1 protein-coding gene is annotated in these 1,447 nt (G+C 54.0%); it reads left to right on the top strand.

Translation table 11 applies throughout. The annotated features are described in order from the left end of the window. The first annotated feature begins 42 nt into the window (after window positions 1–42). A protein-coding gene (locus ACXPVS_RS27310; protein WP_458512651.1) for an IS3 family transposase occupies window positions 43–1,406 on the top strand; the annotation gives its coding sequence in 2 pieces (ribosomal slippage) (window positions 43–526 and window positions 526–1,406; 1,365 coding nt in all). Window positions 1,407–1,447 lie beyond the last annotated feature (41 nt).

The following is a 1,447-nucleotide window of genomic DNA, read 5'->3' as shown; positions in this document are numbered from 1 at the left end:
TGAACTGACCCCCAAAGGTTGGACACAACCTTTGAGGGTGTCATGGGTAAGTACACAGAGCGGGCAAAACTCGCAGCCGTGCAAAGCTATTGTTCCGGCAGTGCGGGCTTGAGAGATGTCGCACACCGTCACGACGTGGACTTTTCTTGCCTTCGGCAGTGGGTCGCGGCCTATCAAGTGCATGGTGCTGCTGGGCTAAAAGAGAAAAAGCTGCTGCGCTACAGCGCCGACTTCAAACTGTCTGTGTTGACACGCATGCGCGAAGAGCAGCTTTCCTATCGGCAAACGGCAGCCTTGTTCGACATCCGTAGGTTCGGCATCATCGGTCTCTGGGAGCGCCGCTATGATGAGGGCGGTTTTGATGCCCTGACCCAGCAGCCTAAAAAAGCCGGACGTCCGAAAAAAATGCCAGCCCCCACTTCCCCTGTTCAACCCGACTCACCTGATGACGACTCGCGCACACGTGATGAGTTGCTTGCCGAGCTGAAGCATTTGCGGATGGAAAATGACTACCTAAAAAAGCTGGATGCCTTGGTTCAGAAGAAACGAGCGGCGCAGCAGAAAAAGCGCAAATCGTAATGGAACTGAGGCAGCGGCACCCTCTAGAAAGCTTGCTGAAAGTAGCTGGACTGGCACGCAGCACGTTTTACTATCAGCAAAAGGCACTGCAGGCAGCGGATAAGTATGCGGATCTGAAAGCCCTGATTCGCTCAACGTTCGATCAGCACAAGGGGCGATACGGCTATCGCCGGATAACAGTTGCGGTCCGAAACGCGGGTCACCGCGTCAACCACAAGACGGTTCAGCGGTTGATGGCGCAGCTCGGGCTAAAGAGCCTGGTGCGGGTGAAGAAATACAGAGCGTACAAGGGGGAAGTAGGCAAGGCGGCGCCTAATCTTCTGAAGCGGGAGTTCGAAGCGCCGCAGCCCAATCAAAAATGGGTAACCGACGTTACCGAGTTCAAAGTCGGTGGTCAGAAGCTGTATCTGTCGCCGATTTTGGACCTCTACAACGGCGAAATTATTTCCTATGAAGTCGCCAGGCGGCCGCTGTTCGACATGGTCGGGAAGATGCTGAGTGGCGCATTTGAGCGGCTTAGGCCGCATGAAAAGCCGATCCTGCACTCGGACCAGGGCTGGCAGTACCGAATGCCCATTTACTATCGAAAGCTCAGCGAGCGCTCAGTCACACCCAGCATGTCGCGCAAAGGCAACTGCTACGACAATGCGGCCATGGAAAGCTTCTTCGGTACGCTGAAGTCCGAGTTTTTCTATCTAAATAAATTTAGCGACCTCGATGAGCTTCACGCAGGTATCGACGAGTACATAACCTATTACAATCACTCGCGTATCAAGCTGAAGCTAAACGGCCTGAGCCCTGTGGGATACAGAACTCAGGCCGCTTAGGCATAGACATGTAAATCGTCCAGCTTTGTGGGGTCAGTTCA

The organism is Pseudomonas sp. Ma2-10 (genome assembly GCF_054330215.1).
Note: the sequence above shows the minus strand (reverse complement) of the source record. Positions and strands in the feature narration are given on the sequence as shown.